Here is a 17,757-nt window from a genome sequence, read left to right on the forward strand (position 1 = left end):
CATCATGACCGCCTTTGCGCTGGCCGCGCGGGCCACGCTGTATTCCAATGAGATCGAGCCGGCGGCAAAACTCCTGGCCGGTTACGCAGCCGCCGCGTGCCTTATCCTCGCCGGCACCTATCTGCGCGGACGTTACCCCGCCTATGCGCAAGCCCTGCTGGCGGGCGGACTGGCCAGCCTGTACTTCACCACCTACGCCGCGTGCTTCCTCGCGCAAGTGCGTGTCCCCGCGCTTGGCAATCCGGCGCTGGCGTTTCCCCTGCTCGCCGGGTGTCTTCTCGCGTTCGCGTGGGCCGCGCAAGCCACGCGCAGCCAGGCCGTCGCCGGGGTCGGCGTCTTTCTGGCGTACTACACCGTCGCGCTAAGTGCAACGGGCAACCCCGCCATTGCCGAATTCTTCTACGCCATGGCCGCGTGCGCGCTCTTGGCCGCAACGATGCTGATGGTCTTTGCCGTGAACGGATGGACGTTCCTTTCGTGGGCTTCCGTCGCGGGCGCCTACACGGCCTATGCCCTGTTCTTCTCGGACGGACCGGCGCAGGCATCGCCGGATGCACCGCTGCGCTTCTGGGCTCCCGCCGGCTTTCTCAGCGTCGTCTACCTGCTGTTTTGCGCGGGCGCCATGTTCGATTCGCGCCGCCGCACGGCAATGCTCGCGCTCCTGAACACAATCGCGTATTACCTGTTCATGTCGTCGGCGCTGGGAAAGGCCTATCCGGAGTATCTCTGGCATTTCCGCGCGGTCTTGGCCGCCGTCTTGACTGGATTTGCGTGTATCCTCGCCGCATCGGGTCCGCGGCGCTACTATCTCTATCAGCTGTACGCCGTCAAAGCGGCCGTTCTGCTGGCGCTGGCCATCGAAGCCCGGTTCAGCGCGCCGGTCATCGCCGTCGCGCTGGCGGCCGAGAGCCTCGTGCTCGCGGCCGCGTTCCGCCTGACGGGGGTTGTCGCATACAAGGCCATCGCGTCACTGCTGCTGTTGGTAATCACGTTCGCCGCCGTGTTCGCCGTGCGTTTCACCGGTATCGTCGTCATCGCGCCGGTGCCCGTGCCCGCTCCCTGGTTTGCAGCGGCGGGCGTGGCGGTCCTGTTCGTGCTGTGCGCGCGCTTGTTCGATTATGAGCGGGCCGCCGCGCCGTCCGCGGCGAAGCGGGGACCGATGCTGTTTGGAGGCACCTTCCTCGATATCCAGCCCGGCACGCTGACGACGCTCTATGCCACCGCCGCCGCGCTGGTCGTGCTTGCCGTAACGGTCACCGAGGCAAGCGGCACGCCGTTCCTCCCCTATCTGCTGGGGGTCGAGGCCGCGTGCATGGCCGGGGCCGGGTTGCTCTTGCGCGCGCGTCCCGTCGAGGCGGCCAGCGCCCTGCTCCTGGCCGCAGCGCACGTGAGCTTTCACGTATTCCTCGCGTTGCCCCTCCCGGGCTTCCGCCAACAGGCTCATTTTGAGGCCTTCACCGCCGCGCTCGCCCTCTACACATTCCTCGGCGCCTTCTTCTGGGAGCGTTATCTGCGCCGCCTTGGCGAAGTGGACTGGTCGCATCACGTCACGGCCGCCGTACCCTATCTCGCGGCGACGCTCATGCTCGCCATGCTCTGCGGCCAGACGCTCCCCGCGTTTCAGGCGCCGTCCGCGCAAGCAGCGCTGGGCGTGCTTCTGCTCCTGGCGGGATATCTCATCCGTCTGCCCGCATTGAAGACATCCGGCGTGTTTGCGCTCGGTTTCGGCCTTCTCAGGTTCTATCAGACGCTCTACGGTGCGCCAGACGTCGCGCGCGGCCTCTTCCCCCTGCCGTTCCTGGCCCTTTTCGGGTGCCTCGTTGCGGCGGAGCGCGTGCAGTTCCTGTTCCAGCGCGACGCGACGCCGGCGCGGCAAGTCTGGAACGGGCTGCGGAGCACGCTCGCGGCCGTGATTGCCGTAACGGGGATCCTGGGAATCCACGCCTGGAAAGAGCGGCACATGCTGATCCTCGGGCTGCTCCTCGCCGCAGTCGTCCTGATGCTGCTCGGCCTGCTCTTTCGCGAAAGCCGCTACCGCTGGGCCGCGCTCTTTTTCTTCGCCGTGACGGTGGCGCGCGCGTTTACCCTGACGCGCGATTTGTCCCCTCTCGAACAGGTGGTCACCTTCGGCGCGTCCGGCATGGTGTTGCTCGCGGTGTCCGGCGTGTATTCACGCGTCCGGACGCGCCATCAGGCCGGTTCTGGAGGCGCCGGAAACAAAGGAGCGCCGCGCGATGAATCCCCTTGAAACAGGTGCGAGAGAGATTTGCGCGCAACTGCGCGCGCGCGGCTTTCGGGCCCTGTTTGCCGGCGGCTGCGTGCGCGATCGCCTGCTCGGTGTCGAGCCCAAGGACTTCGACATCGCGACGGACGCGCATGTGGCGGACATGCTCGGCCTTTTTCAGAAGACCATCGAAGTGGGCAAGGCCTTCGGCGTGCTCATGGTCATGCGGCCGGAGGGCCGGTTCGAGGTCGCAAGCTTCCGCCGGGACGGCCCTTATCTCGACGGGCGGCACCCGGACTACGTGACCCTCGCCTCGGAGCAGGAAGACGCGCAGCGCCGTGATTTCACGATCAACGCGCTCTTCTGGGACCCCGAGACCGGCGCGATTGTCGATTACGTCGACGGTGTCCGCGACCTGCGCGCGGGCGTCATTCGCGCCGTTGGCAACCCCGAAGAGCGTTTTGAAGAAGACCACCTGCGCCTGCTGCGCGCCGTGCGGTTCGCCGCGCGGCTTGGTTATGTAATCGATCCGGTAACGCTCGAAGCCATCAAGGCCAGGGCACCGTTGATCCTCAAGACGAGCGCGGAACGGATTCGCGACGAATTGCTCAAGATACTGACGGAAGGCGGCGCGCGGCGCGCCTTCGAGTTGATGGACGCAGCGGGGCTGCTCGGACACGTCCTCCCCGAAGTCGCGCGCATGAAAGACGTCGCGCAGCCGCCGCAATTTCACCCCGAAGGCGACGTGTTCACGCACACCCTGCTCATGCTGGAACAATTCAAAAACCCCACGCCCACGCTTGCCATGAGCGCGCTGCTGCACGACGCGGGGAAACCTGAAACGCAGACCTTCGAAGATCGCATCCGCTTCAACCTGCACGACAAGGTAGGCGCGCATATTGCCGAGCGCGTGTGCGGCCGCTTGCGCTTTTCGGCGGACGACACCAAACGCATTTCGTGGCTCGTGGGCCAGCACATGCGCGTCTCGTCGATTCCCAAGATGCGGGAAAGCCGGCGGCGCCGTTTCGTGCGCGAACCCGGCTTCGACGAGTTGCTCGAATTGTGCCGACTGGACTGCATCTCCAGCCATCGCGATGCGAGCAGGATTGAGTGGATCCAGCGTTACAAGGCGGGCCTCGACGAACGGCAGCTCCGGCCAAAACCACTGCTGAACGGGCGCGACCTCATCGAATTGGGATACTCGCCCGGACCTCACTTCTCGCGGATGCTCCGCTCCGTCGAAGATGCGCAACTGGAAGGCACAATCGAGACGCCGGAATCCGCCCGCGCCTTCGTGCTCTCGCGTTGGCCGCTTGATGCCAACGGGCCGCCGACCCCGTAAGCCTGCTCAGGCGCCGCCCTCGCCTTGTACGAACTCCGTGCGCCGCCGCGCGCCCGCATCCGCCGCGACAAAGGGCAGGAACACCGAGAACCGCGCGCCCTTGCCGGGTTCGCTCTCGACCTCGATGTCACCGCCGTGTTCCCGCACAATCTTGAAGCTCACGGCAAGCCCGAGCCCCGTGCCCGCGGAGCCTTTTGAACTGACGAAGGCCTGACCAAGACGGCTCATAATCTCCGGGGGAATGCCCCGCCCGGAATCCTGCACTTCAATGTAACAGCCATTTCCCTCGCGGCGGCACGCAACGGAAACGGTCCCGCCTTCTTCCTCGCACGCATCCAGCGCGTTGGTGACCAGGTTGAGCAGGACTCGGTAGATGTGCTGCGCGTCCACGTGCGCCATGCAGGGTTCTTCAGCACGGAACGCCACGGCGATCTTGTACTTCTCGGCGCGCGCCCGCACCACCTCGAGAACATCCCGGGTCAGTGAATTCAGGTCGGTCATGAGTCGTTCCGGCGCCCGGTCGCGCGAGAACGTGAGCAGATTCATGACCAGCATGTCGATCCGCTGGATGGCCCGCGCCATAATCGGCCACGCCCGCTTCACGTAGCTGATGTCGTCGTTCTTGATCGACATGTCCACGTATTCGGCCCCGCCGCGAATACCGGTCAGGATGTTCTTCATGCAATGGCCCAGCCCGGCCGTCGCCTGCCCGATAGCGGCAAGCTTTTCCTGCTCGACTTTCTCCTGATAGAGCCGCGCATTCTCCACGGCCACGCCCACTACGTGCGCCACGGCCGTCAACAGCTCCAGGTCGCTCGCCTGGAACCGCTTGCCCGTCGAGCCCGAGTCCACGTAGATAGCGCCCGCGACCGACTCGCGCCCGCACAGCGGCGCGCACATCGCGGCGTGGATCTGGTGGCCCATGACGCTCATCGCGCCCTCGAACCGGGCATCGTCCTGAGCGTCGACGGTCATGATGCCCTGACGCTCGCGCATGACGTGCTCGACCAGGGTGTGACTCATCGGCGGGCCTTCCTGGCGCCCTTCCCGCATGAGGCTTGCGCGCACGCACAGGTCGTTGCTGCGCGGGTCTTTCACGAGGATGAAGCCGCGCCGGACCGGCAGCGCCTCGAAAATCAACGCCAGGATCTTCTGCAACAGCTCGTCCACATCGAAGACCGAGCCCAGCAGGCGAGCGGCCCGGTACAGCACGGGCAGCCGCTCCGCCACCTTGTCCGGCGAGAGGTCATTGCACAGCTCCGCCGCCTCCTCGAAGCTGATAACCGTCTGGTCCATGGTTGAATCGGAATACCGCGCCAACCCGAACAGGTAGTTGGCCACGCGCAGCGTGTCGCCGCTCTGCAGGACGCTTTCTTTTGTTTCCGCCCCGTTCACCTCGATGCCGTTGCGAGAACCCAGATCCTGCACGCGAACGGTTTCACCGTCGACCCAGACGCGCGCATGCCGCCGGGACACCATCTGGTCCTGAAGCACAATATCCGATTCAGGCGCGCGGCCGATCAGCAGCCCGCCAGGCGTAATCCGGTACCTGCGGCCTACCGCTCCTTCGCGGTTCAGCACAAGCTCGTATGCATGCATGTCGGTATTGCTCCCTGCGAATTACAGCTATCCGGCGTTACTTTCCGCGCAGGTTCTGCACGCAACTTCAGGCAGCACCTCCAACTGGAACCGCCCCGGCTCCCGTAATGACCCATTGCACCTTTTCATCTCCTGGCCGACATCATAAGAAAAGTTGGGTACTCGAGCAAAATGGCCGCCCGGAGCCGGAGCTTGCGTCACCATTCTACTGATGATACATTCAGGTTTTTCGGAGCCGAATGCAATGAACGCCGCCCAGATTATCGACCGTCTGCGTGCTGACCGCGAGTTCCGCGGTGTCCCGTGGCGCGTGATCCCCGCGCGTCCCGCGCGCTTCGCGGGATTCCCGGGCGCGCTCGACCCGCGGCTCGTCGAAGGGTTGCGCCGGCAAGGCGTTCACGACCTCTATACGCACCAGCGCGAGGCGGTCGAGGCCGTGCTCGACGGCGAAAACGTATGCGTGGTCACGCCGACCGCGTCGGGCAAGACGCTCTGTTACAACATCCCCGTCCTGCACCGTCTCCTGCAGAACAGCCAGGCGCGCGCCCTGTACCTCTTCCCCACCAAGGCGCTGTCGCAGGACCAGGTCCATGAGCTCCAGTCGGTCGTCGATACGCTCGAAGTCAAGATCGGCGCGTACACGTTCGACGGCGATACGCCCGCAACGGCGCGCAAGGCTATCCGGAGCGCGGGCCATATCGTGGTGACCAACCCGGACATGCTGCACACGGGCATCCTGCCGCATCACACCATCTGGATCCGGCTCTTCGAAAACCTGGAATTCATCGTGATTGACGAAGTGCACCACTACCGCGGCGTATTCGGCAGCCATCTCGCGAATGTGTTGCGCCGGCTCAAGCGCATCTGCGCGTTCTATGGCTCCAATCCGAAGTTCATTTGCTGCAGCGCGACCATCGCCAACCCGAAAGAGATCGCCGAAAAGATAATCGAGAAACCGGTTCGACTCATCGACGACAACGGCGCGCCCGCGGGCGAAAAGCACTTCATCTTCTTCAATCCGCCGGTGGTCAATGCGGAACTGGGTATTCGCAAGTCGTCGGTCAAGGTGGCCACGCGCCTCGCCATGCAGTTCCTGAACCGCGACGTGCAGTCCATCGTCTTCGCGCGGAGCAGGCTCCGCGTCGAAATTCTGACCACCTATCTGAAAGACGCGCTGCGCCGCCAGCACAAGGACCCGAATCTCGTGCGCGGCTACCGCGGCGGCTATCTGCCGACCGAACGCCGCGAAATCGAACGCGGCCTGCGCGAGGGCCGGGTCATGGCCGTCGTCAGCACCAACGCGCTCGAGCTGGGTATCGACATCGGGTCCCTCGACGTATGCATCATGACCGGCTACGCCGGCAGCGTCGCCAGCACGTGGCAGCAGGCGGGCCGCGCCGGCCGCCGGACCGGCATGTCCCTGGTGATTCTCGTCGCGACCAGCGCACCGCTCGACCAATACATCATCAGTAACCCCGACTATTTCTTCGGCCAGTCTCCTGAAAGCGCGACGGTCGACCCGAACAACCTCATCATCGCCACCAGCCACCTCAAGTGCGCGGCTTTTGAACTCCCCTTCGTCGAGGGGGAAGCGTTCGGTTTCGACGCCGCGTCCACCCGCGAAATCCTCGACTATCTTGCCGAGCAGGGCGTGCTGCGAAAGGTGCGCAACAAGTGGCACTGGAGCGCCGACGCCTATCCCGCGGAAGACATCAGCCTGCGCACCGCGGCCCCGGGCAACGTCGTGATTCTCGACACGACCGACAACGGACGCGTCATCGGTGAGGTGGACCTGTTTTCGGCGCCCGTCGAGGTATATCAAAACGCCATCTACATGCACGAGAGCCAGCAGTACACCATCGACAACCTCGACCTGGCGGACCGCAAAGCCTATGCGCGGCCGGTCGAGATCGACTATTACACCGACGCCGAAATCAAAGTCGACTTGAAGGTGCTGGACACCTTCGAGCAGGCGCGCACTGGCGAGGTGGAACGATGCCATGGCGAACTGAGCGTCACGTGGCTCCCCACCATCTACAAGAAAATCAAATTCGGCAGCCATGAAAACGTGGGGTGGGGCGAAATCCATTTGCCCGAATCCACCATGCACACCACCGGCTACTGGCTCCAGTTCCCCGATGACATCGGCAAACGTTTCGATATCGGCCAGAAGGAACTGGGCGAGGCCCTGCACGCGCTCGCCAACACGCTGCGGCAGGTCTCGCCCGTTCAGGTGTTATGTGACCTCACGGATATCCGCGCCCAAGCCATGCTGCGCTCCCCCTTCTCCGACCTGCCCACCATTTACCTCTACGAGACGTATCCCGGCGGCGTCGGTTTCAGCGAAAAGCTGTACACTCACCACCAGCGCCTGCTGGAAGCCGCCGTTTCCCTGCTCAGCGGCTGCAAATGCAGGGAAGGCTGCCCCAGTTGTGTCGGCGCGGCGCTCGAAGCGGGCACGCACGGCAAGAAAGGGGCTCTTCTGCTCGCCCGCGCCGCCCTGCAGTAAGCTGTCCCCGCCTCCAGGCGCGCGGTCGTGTGTGTCCGTTCGCGTATGCCCCCGGGGCCCTGCAGGCGCGCCCTCTCGGGGCCCATCCCGACTTCGGCCCGGCACACGCCACGGGCCGCCTACTTTGAATGTTTTACGGAACGGATGCGTTCCCGGATCTGACGCGCCTTCTGCGCCACCTTGTCGTCTTCGGGAACGAGACGGATCACGGTCTCCATGCATCGCAGCGCATGGCTGTACTCGTGCTCCCGCACGTGCCGTACGCCAATGTTATATTCAGCGGACGCGACCTTCCTGATGACCCTGGCTTCCCCGGGCATGCGCTCCAGTACGGCCCGGTAACAGTGCGACGCCCGGTGGTAAGCGTGGCGGGTGAAATAGTAGTCCCCGATCAACTCGTCCTGCGAGAGTCCTTCCTGCGCATGCTCCCGCACGAAAGCGGCCATTTCCGCCTTTTGCCGGTTCTTGAATTCCTCTGGAGTGTAAACCCCCACGGCCGCCGATGCTTCGACGAGCACGCTGATTTCGTTGGAGTTTGGGTCTCCCGGAATCACATAGAAACGCGCCTGACCCTCCTGGTAAGGATTCAAGGCAAACCCCTGCATCGTCTCGCCATCGCGAAATTGCACCACCACCTCGGCGCCTTGCGGGCTCCACTCGCTGTAATCCTGGTTCCTGTCGAACTTGCCGTCGAAGCTTTTCACATAGAAGAGGGCTTTCATCTCCGCGAATGGGATCATGCGCCGTTCGCCGGTGAGTTCGTCCGCGTCGTCCACAAGGTCGAGATAGAAACCAGGTTCTTCCGTGTTCAGGTGATAGCAGAAACCCCGATAGACCTCGCCCGACTGCATCCGGGCCACCAGACGTTGGCGGTGCACGCGCCGTTTCAGGTCCGTGCGCCGTTTCTGTTGGGCCTTCTCATCGGCAATCGGCTTGTAGTGCTTCTGGCAGTAATACTTCTTCTCGTGCTCCGTCAAGCAGTCCGCACAGCCGAACTCGCCGCAGACGCAGCAGTACCCCACCGCTTCGCGCAGGATATGATAGGCACATCTCATGACAGCCGTCTCCAGCGACACGTCTCGCCACGCCGTCAGTCCGCCCATCTGCCTGGGGTTAATTATATCTGGGAATGCGAATAATGACAAGACCCCTGACTGGACCCCGGCATGCCCCTTGTCGTGTTCGGCGTCAGGCGTAGCCGGCCCCGTCCACGGCGCGCGCGATAAACAACGGCGGCTCCCCCGGCCACTCCAGAAAACCGTGGTAATACTCGCGTGTAACCGCCGCAATAAACCGGTCTACGCAGTCTGAGGGAACCAGATTGACCGTTGCGCCGCCGAATCCCGCCCCCGTCAGGCGCGCCCCCGCCGCGCCAGCCCGCCGCGCGATGCCCACCAGCCGATCCAGTTCAGGGCAACTGATGCCGTAGTCTTTGGCGCAACTCTCGTGCGACGCGTTCATGAGGCGCCCCAGTTCCCCGCCGTCGCCGGCCAGCAGCGCGTCGCGGGCGCGCTCGACGCGTTCGTACTCGGTCAACTGATGCCGCAGCCGCGCTTGCAGAGGAAACCCTTCGGGCGGTTCCGGCAGGTCGCCGACCCACCGTTCGCGGACCGCATCCGGCTTGACTTTCAGCCGCTTCGCGGCGGCATCGAGCGTCGTGCAAGGCTCCGGCAGAGCGTGAGAACACAGGTCGAGCGCTTCCCGGGCGGTCAGGCAAAGGGCGCCGTGAAAAAGGTCGCCCAAGCGGTTGATTTCCACCTCTTCGTCGATCTCCGCCTGAAGCTGTTTCTCGACCAGAGCGGTGATCAAGCCGCAGAGGCCTGGTCCGGCATTGTACCGGTTGCGCGCTGCGCCGCCTTTCTCCACTTTCACCGTCGAGTCGCAGACGACGACGGCATAATCCTCGAGGAGCGGCGCCATTTCGATGCGCAGCGGGTGAAAATCGATCTTGCAGGCGTGCGCCGCGCGACCCCCGAGGATCGCGGCCTGGTCCATGCCGCCACCCCGCGTGCCGACGTAGTGTTCGGCTTCCGCGAGCAACTCCGCCAGCGGCAGCCGCCCCACGTCGCCGTCGAGGTCCCGTCCTTGCGCGGCGAGATAGGCCAGCGCGCACGCCACGACAAGCGCGGAAGACGAAGCGAGACCCGCCGCGATGGGCAAGTCGTTCGCCACCAGCGCGTCCATCCCGCGGCACGGGTCCAGCGACAGGGCACGATTCAGCCCCGAGACCGCCGCCTTGCAGTAATTCTCCCAGGAACCCGCGGCGGACGCGGGGATCCGCAGGGCATTTGCAAAGACGGCCTCGCCGTAGTTGGGGTTCATGTCGCGCAATTGGATGATGCCGTCGGGCCGCGGCCGGAAGGCGACGACAATCTCCCGGTCCACCGTCATGGGCAGGACCGGCAGCCCATTGTAATCCGTGTGCTCGCCGATCAGGTTGATGCGACCCGGCGCACGGCAGATGCGCGGCGCGCCGCCCGTGGGAAATACTTCATGAAACCGGGTCCGTACGCTGGCGATATCTACGCTCATTTCACCTGCCACCCGTTGCCGCTTGGTTGGGGGCGTGATTTTAACGGCGGCGCGACCTCCGTTCAACGAGACGGCGGCACATTCACGGGGGGGTGGCCCGCGGAACCCACGCGCCATCCTGGTGTTTCATCTTGTGAATGCCTGGCTGTCCCGCAAGATAGCCGAAAACAACCGCGCGGCGGCAGATGGCCGCGCAGAGAAGGAGCCGGCACGATGAAAAAGTGGATAACCTTTGCTCTGGTTGCCGCGGCAGCTGCCGCCGGATTCAGCTATGCCGCTGCGCAGCCGCCCGCGCCGCCTGATTGCGCCGGCCCTGCCCAAGGCCGCGGTCACGGCCCCGGACCTATGCGTGACCTGTTCGTGCAGGCCGACAAAAACAAGGACCGGCAAATCACGTTTGAAGAACTGACCGCCGTCAAGCCGGACTTCCCCAAGGACCAGTTTGAAAGGATGGACCAGAACAACGACGGCGTGTTGTCGCCGGCAGACCGGCCCCTGCACGATCAGCGCGGCCCGCACGGCCCGCGCGGCGAAGCCGCCCCGGGCGGACGCAGCCCGCGTGGTCACGCGCTGCGCCCCGATGTCGCGCGCATCCGCGCCGCGGACAAGAATGACGACCGGCAAGTCTCGCCCGAGGAGTTCCGTGCGGCGTTCCCCGGCGCGCCGGAAGATGCGTTCAAGCGCAGGGACCGGAACGGCGACGGCATGCTCAGCAGCGCGGATTTGCCCAAAGGGGGGCCGGAGGGAAGGCCCCAGGGGCCGCCCGTCGAGCGCATCCGCGCCGCCGATAAGGATGAAGACGGCAAAGTGACGCCCGAAGAATGGAAGGCTGCGTTTCCGCATGCGCCCGAACAGGTCTTTGGACGCCTGGACCGGAATGGCGACGGCGCGCTCTCGCCCGCGGATGCGCCCAAGGGCGCGCCTCCCGCGGCCCTGGACCAGAAAACAGGCAAGTCCCGGCCTGAGAAGCTGCGGCATGCCGCCAGCCTGGTCGAGCGCTTGCGCAAGGCGGATACGGACAACGACGGCCAGGTAACCCCCGACGAATTCAAAGCGGCATTCCCGAAGGCAAAGGAAGGCCGTTTCGAGAAACTCGACCGGAACGACGATGGCGTGTTGACTGAGGCGGACCGCGGCAAACCGGCGCCGTAACCGGCCCAGCTGAAGTATACGCCTGCTATTACAGGGCGCGCGGATAACCCCGCGCGCCCTGTGCGTCAAGGGTGATATACGCAAGCCTCGTGGCACGAGCGTTCCTCCCGTGCGGAAGCCCGTGCCACGGGCAAGACCATCGGTAAGATGCTCCGCGTGGCCGGCGTCGATACGTCACCTTCCGCCCCCATGACTTCGGGGGTCCGGTGGAAGCCTGCGACATCGTTCAGTCGTCACCCCGCCAGGCAATACCCGCCGTCTGAAGCGCTCCCAATTGGCAAGCCTTTTGATTTGCGCCGGCTGCAAGCATGATAATCGAAAAAACTCTCATATAGAGGCCGGACCATGGTTGCCGTATCCGTCTTTTTTGCCGTGTATGCTTCCGCGCTGATGGCCGCGCCCGGCCAGGCGGACCTGCCAGCGGGGGCGACGCCAACCGCGCGCCGTCCCGTGGCGGAAGAATTCGCGGAGAAAGTGACGCGCGTTTCAGCCGGCGGTGAACAACAACGCACGGCCGTGATTGAATTCCCCGCTCAAAAAGCCCGTTTTGTGCGGCTGGTCATCGAGAGGACCAGTGGAAACTCGGAGCCGTGCCTGGATGAATTGGAGGTATACGGTCCCAACGGCACAGAGAATCTGGCCCTTGCGTCCCGCGGGGCCGCGGCAAGCGCGTCGTCGCTCCTGCCCGGGTATGCGATCCACGCCGTGAACCACTTGAACGATGGCCAGTATGGCAATTCCCATAGCTGGATAGCCGCCACGCTCGGAGAAGGCTGGGCGCAGATTGAATTGCCGGAAGCGGCGGAAGTGACTCGTGTGGTGGTTTCTCGGGACCGGCTGGGTGAATTTCAAGACCGCATAGCCGCCCAAGCGCAAGTACTGTTGTCGCTCGATGGAACGGACTGGCAGCAGGTGGGAGCGTTAGACTCCGCGCCGCTATTGCCTCGTCGGCGCAACCCGTTAAGCCAGTTTGACCTGATGCCCTGTTTGCGGGTGGACCGGCTGCCGGAAAAGAGCTGGCATGGCGTACTGCAATACGCTTTTCTGCGCGAACGCGATACGTGGAGCCGGATTCCAGACGACGATTACCTGTCGCCGCTGCTGACGGACCGACCGGCTTATCTGGGCGGCGCACCCTATTGGGGGCGCATCGCGCGCCTGTCGCCGTTGGACCGGGTTCTGACGCTCTACGCGGACATGATCGACCGGCTCGAAAAGCAGGGGCTGAACGTTGACACGGAGCGGCAGGAGTTGGCCCAATTCCAGGCGGCTGCGGACTCCGGCGCGGAATCCGGCGACGACCTCTACTTCGCAGCCCGCTGGGCCAAGCGGCGCTTGTTCTTCCGCGACCCCTCGCTGGCGCCCCTGGAGCATGTGCTGTTCGCCAAGCGGCATCCTTTCCTGGAATCGCACAACTACAGCGAGCACCTGGACGGTTGTCTTGAACCCGGCGGCGGCGTCTATGCGCTGCACGTCCCCCGCGACGGGCAGGGCGGCCTGCTCCCGGACGCGGCCGAGGTCGAACAACTGTTCGACGGCAGCGCGGGCATCGTCCGCGAGCCGGTGCTGGATTATGAGGCGCAGACCGTCTACTTCGCATATCGCCCGGAGATTCCAGAGGTTGCCGGATGGGACTCGTACTGGCACCTGTATGCGCTTTCCTTGAACAGCGGCGAAGTGCGGCGGCTCACCGAAGGCCCGTTTCACGACTTCGACGCGACCGTCCTGCCCGACGGCGGCGTGGCGTTCATCTCCACGCGGTGTGCGCTGCGTTTCCTCTGCTGGCGGCCGCAGGCGTATGTGCTCTACCGCATGGAGCGGGACGGCACGAATCTGTCACGGCTTTCCCACGCCAATCTGAGCGAGTGGAAGCCGTCCGTGATGAGCGACGGCCTCATTCTCTGGACGCGCTCCGAGTACATCGACAAAGGCGCGGACTTCAGCCACACGCTCTGGACCATCCGCCCCGACGGAACCCATCCCGCGCTGCTGTTCGGCAACAACACGCCCAATTGCTACAGCCAGGCGCACGAGGTGCCGGGAACCAGCGAGATTGTGTGCACGTTGATGTCCCATGGCGCGCATGAAGGCCCCATCGCCCTGATTGACCGGGGCAGAGGGCCTTTCGACACGGACGCCATCACCAACATTACGCCGGACACGCATCCGTGCTACCAGATGGACCGCAGCTATTTCGACACGTTCCGGGACCCGTATCCCGTGTCCAGCGACCATTTTCTCGTCACCCACAACCCGGACAATCACCACAATTGGGGCCTGTACGTCATCGACCGCTACGGCAACCGGGAATTGCTGTATATCGACCCCGAGATCAGCAGCACGGGGCCGACCCTGTTGCGGCCTCGCCCGCGCCCGCCGGTCCTGGCAAGCGGAATTGACGAACATCTCGCCAAAGAGCAATTGGGGCGTTTCACCATTCAGGACGTCTACGCAGGTCTGGGGGCGGAAGTCGAGCGCGGCCGCGTCAAGTACGTCCGTGTTGTCGAGGAAGTCCCCGCCGACCTGGAATTGCTTGCCAACGGCGAATGCCGGAAAGACCATCCCCCCTTCCAGGATTTCTACGCCTCGCCGATCCATCTCGTACAAGGCCATGTGAACAGTTATCTCACCCGCACGGCTAACGCATCGGTTGGGCCTGTAAGGACGAATCACGACTGGTCCAAGAAGATAGAAGCGGTGGGAGACGGCCTCTACCGCGTAACCGAGGACGCGAGCTGGCCCGCATACGAGGCGAAGCGCTCCTATGGCGTGGCGCCCGTCGCGGAAGACGGCTCCGCGAATTTCCTGGCCCCCGCGGGCAGGCAGCTCTATTTCCAGTTGCTCGACGCGGACTTCAACGAACTCCAGCGGATGCGCAGCGTCATTCAGCTGCAGCCCGGCGAGGCGCGCAGTTGCATCGGCTGCCATGAAGACCGCCAGACCACCTCGCCCGTTTTCGGCCAGCGGCAGGCCCTGCGGCAGCCCGCCGCGCGTCTGGAGCCGCCGCCCTGGGGCGCCGTGCCTTTTTCCTATGAAGAAGTCGTGCAACCCGTATGGGACCGCAATTGCGTCCGGTGTCACGACGGCGGGTGGCTCGGGGCGCGCCCCGACCTGCGCGGAAAACGCGACAAAGAACGCATTCCGGCTTCCTACCGGTCCCTCATCGCGGGCGGATGGATTCACTTCTTCGACTACACGTACGGCATGCGGCCGTTCAAGGCCGAGCCGCTCTCGTTCGGAACACTCCAAAGCCGCCTCTGGAAAGTCCTCGAGGACCAGGACCACAAGGACGTCACTCTGAGCCGGGACGACATGCGCGCCGTAAAGACCTGGATCGACCTGAATTGCCCCTTGTGGCCCGACTACACCTACCGGCTCGACCGGCCAGGCCCCGGTCAATTGCTGACACACCGGAACTGAACCGTCGCAATGCCCGGCTTTGACTCCCGCATTGGGGGGCGCCGATGCGCTGGCCGCGCTGGGCCGACGAGCCGCCTTGGCTGCTGACCGGACCACGCCGTGCGCGGGAATCGGCTTTTTGCCCAACGGTCAGGGAGGTCAGCGGCGGTCCATCGAGACCAGCTCGATCCCGGCGCAGAGCGGCTTCCGGCGCGATTTTGGGGGCATTGGCCGGTGTGATATATTCGTGCCCCGAGGCTGCAGGCATGGTATTCAGTTCACATCTATTCTTGTTCTATTTCTTGCCGGTGACGCTGGGGCTTTACTACCTGATGCCCCGGCGCGGCAAGCATTTGCTGCTGACGGCGTTCAGCTATGCGTTCTACGGCTGGGCGAACCCCTATTTCATGGTCCTGATGTTCGTTTCGACGCTGGTCGATTACCTCTGCGGCCTGATGATCGCGCAGCGCTTCGGCTGGGAGGCGTCGAAACATATCGAGCGGCTGGAACCGGGCGGGCCGCGCACCCGCGCGCAAAAGGGCGCGGTGGCGGCGGCGGTGGTCGTGCATCTGGGCCTGTTGGGTTTCTTCAAGTACTTCAATTTCGGGGTGGAGAACTACAACGCGCTGATGCGGCTGCTCGGGCTGGGGCATCTGGAGTGGGACACCTTCTTCCGCGTCACGCTGCCGCTCGGGATCAGTTTTTACACGTTCCAGTCGATGAGTTATTCGATCGACGTGTACCGCGGCGACGCGAAGGCCATCCGCAACTTCATCGACTTCGCGTGCTTTGTGGCCATGTTCCCGCAACTGGTCGCGGGGCCGATCGTCCGGTTCTGCGAGGTCGCGGACCAGTTGATCGTGCGCACGCACACCATCGACAAATTCGCGCGCGGCATGGCGTTTCTCAGCCTGGGCCTGGCCAAGAAGATTCTGCTGGCGAACCCGTGCGGCAAGGTGGCGAACATGTGCTTCGATTCGGGCTCGGTGGGCGCGCTCGATTCGTGGTACGGCATGTTCGCGTATTCGTTTCAGATTTATTTCGATTTCAGCGCGTACTCGGACATGGCGGTCGGGCTTGGCCTCATGCTCGGCTTCATGTTCCCGAAAAACTTCGATTCGCCGTATCTCTCGCAGTCCATCACGGAACTCTGGCGGCGCTGGCACCTGTCGCTGTCGTTTTTCCTGCGCGATTACCTCTACATCGCGCTGGGCGGCAACCGGAAGGGCACGGCGCGCACCTACGTCAACCTCCTGCTGGTCATGCTGCTTGGCGGCCTCTGGCACGGAGCGGCGTGGAACTTCGTCATCTGGGGCGGCATCCACGGGACGATGCTCGCGTTCGAGCGCGCCCAAGGCCGCCACAGCCTCTACTACCGGGCGCCGAAGGCCGCGCGCATCGCGATTACGTTTCTGGTCACGTCGTTCGCGTGGGTGTTCTTCCGCGCGCCGGACCTCGATACCGCGCTGCGCTATTTTGCGAGCATGTTCGGCCTGGGACCGGCGCAGGACGGCGCGTATCTCATCGGCGGCGTGATTTACCAGCCGTATTACCTTGGAATCGTGCTGATTGCCGCGGCGGTCACGTGGCTGGCGCCGCAGACGTGGGATTTCACGCGGCGGCTCACGTGGCCGAGGACCGCATGGTGCGCGGCCATGTTGTTGCTCGCCGTCGCGGTCATGACGACCCAGGCCTTCAACCCGTTCATCTACTTCATCTTTTGAGGCAATGAGACAAGTTCATACATATAGGATCGCGCCGGCAGCGGGGACGATATCGTCCGGAGCGCGGTCTATCGCGTCTTCGCGGTTTGGGCCGAAGGCCCTCAACATGATAGCCCGGGGCAACGTCCCAAGTCTGGAGTCGACATATTGCCCGACTCCCGTGAGAGGTTCCCATACAAATAGCCCCGGGTTGGACCGTCCGCGGTCCTACCCGGGGAAAGACAGCATCCAATCACATCAACCCCGGCAGGGGTTGGATAAGAGGGACGCACGGCAATGAGCCACACGCACTTCGCCGTCTACCAACACATCGTATTCAGCACGAAAAACCGCCAACCGCACCTCTCACCCGCGTTCGAGAAGGAACTTCATCCCTACCTCGCCGCCGCCATCAATAACCAGGGCTGCCGTGCCCTCATGGTCGGCGGCCACCGGGACCACATCCACGCGCTGGTGAGCATGGGCAAGGCGATTCTGACCAGCGACCTCGTGAAAGAGATTAAACGAACCTCGTCCGTCTGGGCAAAGGGAAAAACGCCAGACCTCCGCGAATTCGCGTGGCAAGAGGGGTATGGCGCGTTCTCCGTGAGTTATTCCAACCTCGAGCAGGTTCGTGAATACATAGTGCATCAGGCCACGCATCACGGACAGATGAGTTGGGAAGATGAATACCGAGCCCTGCTCGACCGACACGGTGTCGCATATGACAAACGATTCTTCCTTGGTTGACGCCTGCTTTATCCAACCCCTGCCGGGGTTAATTGAACCGGCTTGGACACCCCGGGTTGGCCCGAGGACGGTCCAACCCGGGGCTATTCGTATGTCAACCCCTATCGGGGTTGTGTATACCTCGCCACTGGGTCCCTGGCGTGGTTCTGAACGTCACGGTCTGCATGCTCCCTGGCGTGGTCTTGAACGTCACGGCCTGCATGGTCCCTGGCGGCGTTCCGCATCTCACGGCCCCGGGGTCCCTGGCGGGAAGCCCAAAGCACAAAACCCAAGGACACCACGGGTTGGACCGTCCGCGGTCCTGCCCGCGGACGACAATGTCTGGTCACATCAACCCCGCCAGAGCTGCAAACACGAAGCGCAGGAACATTATCCGATGGACTTCTTGAACCTCGGTAGAGGTTCCCATACAAATAGCCACGGGTTGGACCGTCCGCGGTCCTACCCGGGGAAAGACAGCATCCAATCACATCAACCCCGGCAGGGGTTGGATATCCAACCCCTGCCAGAGTTAGCTGAACCGGCCTGGACACCCCGGGTTGGCCCG

Annotated in this window: 10 protein-coding genes; 7 read left to right on the plus strand and 3 right to left on the minus strand. The window is 63.9% G+C overall.

All coding sequences use genetic code 11. From position 1 onward, the window contains the following. Nucleotides 1-2,248, plus strand: a 2,248-nt coding sequence (locus tag KA184_06015; protein ID MBP8129119.1) for a DUF2339 domain-containing protein, incomplete at its 5' end; no start/stop codon positions are given. Beyond that, nucleotides 2,235-3,566 (plus strand): CCA tRNA nucleotidyltransferase, encoded by a 1,332-nt coding sequence (locus tag KA184_06020; protein ID MBP8129120.1) that lies wholly within the window; start codon nucleotides 2,235-2,237, stop codon nucleotides 3,564-3,566. The genes KA184_06015 and KA184_06020, both read left to right, overlap by 14 nt. 6 nt (nucleotides 3,567-3,572) lie before the next feature. Here KA184_06020 and KA184_06025 read toward each other — a convergent pair whose 3' ends face one another. Then, entirely contained in the window at nucleotides 3,573-5,165 is a 1,593-nt protein-coding gene (locus KA184_06025) for an FHA domain-containing protein (GenBank protein MBP8129121.1), read from the minus strand. Nucleotides 5,166-5,409: 244 nt separating this feature from the next. On the opposite strand from KA184_06025, the gene KA184_06030 reads away from it, so the two are divergent. Then, the gene (locus tag KA184_06030) at nucleotides 5,410-7,674 is read left to right on the plus strand and encodes a DEAD/DEAH box helicase (GenBank protein ID MBP8129122.1); all 2,265 of its coding nucleotides are present in this window, start codon (nucleotides 5,410-5,412) and stop codon (nucleotides 7,672-7,674) included. A gap of 119 nt (nucleotides 7,675-7,793) precedes the next feature. On the opposite strand, the gene KA184_06035 is transcribed toward KA184_06030, so the two are convergent. Then, nucleotides 7,794-8,729: a hypothetical protein gene (locus KA184_06035; protein MBP8129123.1), complete on the minus strand. Its 936-nt coding sequence runs from the start codon at nucleotides 8,727-8,729 to the stop codon at nucleotides 7,794-7,796. 133 nt (nucleotides 8,730-8,862) lie between these two features. Further along, nucleotides 8,863-10,206: a hypothetical protein gene (locus KA184_06040; GenBank protein MBP8129124.1), complete on the minus strand. Its 1,344-nt coding sequence runs from the start codon at nucleotides 10,204-10,206 to the stop codon at nucleotides 8,863-8,865. A 213-nt stretch (nucleotides 10,207-10,419) separates the two neighbouring features. Between KA184_06040 and KA184_06045 the strand changes: the two genes are divergently transcribed. From KA184_06045 to tnpA, 4 genes are all read left to right on the plus strand, one after another. Continuing rightward, nucleotides 10,420-11,358: an EF-hand domain-containing protein gene (locus KA184_06045; GenBank protein ID MBP8129125.1), complete on the plus strand. Its 939-nt coding sequence runs from the start codon at nucleotides 10,420-10,422 to the stop codon at nucleotides 11,356-11,358. Nucleotides 11,359-11,703: 345 nt separating this feature from the next. After that, the gene (locus KA184_06050; GenBank protein ID MBP8129126.1) at nucleotides 11,704-14,778 is read left to right on the plus strand and encodes a hypothetical protein; all 3,075 of its coding nucleotides are present in this window, start codon (nucleotides 11,704-11,706) and stop codon (nucleotides 14,776-14,778) included. 245 nt (nucleotides 14,779-15,023) lie between these two features. After that, the gene (locus KA184_06055; protein ID MBP8129127.1) at nucleotides 15,024-16,481 is read left to right on the plus strand and encodes an MBOAT family protein; all 1,458 of its coding nucleotides are present in this window, start codon (nucleotides 15,024-15,026) and stop codon (nucleotides 16,479-16,481) included. Nucleotides 16,482-16,757: 276 nt separating this feature from the next. Then, complete coding sequence (gene tnpA / locus KA184_06060) at nucleotides 16,758-17,210, plus strand: IS200/IS605 family transposase (GenBank protein MBP8129128.1); 453 nt, start codon at nucleotides 16,758-16,760, stop codon at nucleotides 17,208-17,210. Nucleotides 17,211-17,757 lie beyond the last annotated feature (547 nt).

The organism is Candidatus Hydrogenedentota bacterium (assembly GCA_018005585.1).
In the GTDB taxonomy this organism is placed as follows: Bacteria; Hydrogenedentota; Hydrogenedentia; order Hydrogenedentales; family JAGMZX01; genus JAGMZX01.